Raw genomic sequence first — 1,081 nt, 5'->3', positions numbered from 1 at the left:
TGAAGTGCATAACGTTTAGGCGGCTTTAGCCGCCAAGTGATCCTGCATCAATTTTGCAGGCGTTTCAAATCCAAGTGTCTTCCTCGGACGATTATTAAGTTGCTCAAGTACTGGTATAACTTGCGCTGGTGTTACCGCCTTAAAATCTGTGCTCTTCGGCCAATACTGGCGTAGTAATCCATTCGTGTTTTCATTCAATCCGCGCTCCCATGAGTGATAAGGGTGAGCAAAATAAACAGGAACACTTAAAGCCTCTGTGATTTGATCGTGATAAGCGAACTCTTTTCCATTGTCAGCCGTGATGCTATGAAGCGCTGACCTATATGGCCTTAATAGTTCTATCGTCGCCGCAGTGACGGCTTGTGCTGTTTTGCCTGCCACCTGAGTTGATACAGTGAATTGGGTGACCCGCTCTACAATGGTAACAAGGGCGCCTCGATGACCTTTACCTATGACGGTATCTATTTCCCAATCTCCGATACGACCTTTCTCATCAACTATTTGTGGACGTTCTTCAATGCTAACGCGATTTTTTATTTGCCCTCGGTTTGTTTTACCATTACTGCGCTTGTGATATTTCTTACCGTGTCGGCGCAGATGTAGGTATAACTCACCACCTGCTTTTTTATCTTCCCAGATATACAGATAAATGCATTCATGGCTGACAGACCGTTCACTTTCTTTGCGCAACCATCCCGTTATTTGTTCAGGACTCCATTTCTCATTAAGCTTCTGGGTAATTAAAGCTATCATTTCAGGTGTCATCTTAAGCGGTTTTCTTACACTTCTTCGGCGAAACAAAGCCCGCTCATGAGCTTGTTTGTGTCTGTAACCTCGCTTACCTGTATTTCTAGAAAGCTCTCTTGAAATCGTAGATTGCGATAAATTAGTTAGCTCAGCAATACTTTGTTGCGTAAAACCACTTTTCTTTAGAACGGCGATCTGGCATCTTTGCGCATAGGTCAGTTGTTTGTAATGTCTCATTGTAAAATCTCTTGCCGGAGAAAAAGCAGTTAGCTTATGAGCAACTGACCACTTAATCTAGCCAAAACAAGTTATGCACTTACAATTTGAATCTAGG

Annotated in this window: 1 protein-coding gene; it reads right to left on the bottom strand. The window is 43.0% G+C overall.

Annotated features, from left to right (window positions below):
• Positions 1-15 precede the first annotated feature (15 nt).
• On the bottom strand, positions 16-984 hold the full coding sequence (locus tag CXF89_RS19190; RefSeq protein WP_121955490.1) for an IS30 family transposase: 969 nt from the start codon (positions 982-984) through the stop codon (positions 16-18).
• Positions 985-1,081 lie beyond the last annotated feature (97 nt).

The organism is Pseudoalteromonas sp. MelDa3, from assembly GCF_002863625.1.
GTDB lineage: Bacteria > Pseudomonadota > Gammaproteobacteria > Enterobacterales > Alteromonadaceae > Pseudoalteromonas > Pseudoalteromonas arctica.
The sequence above is the reverse complement of the archived record's forward strand: the minus strand, read 5'-3'. Positions and strand labels throughout refer to the sequence as shown.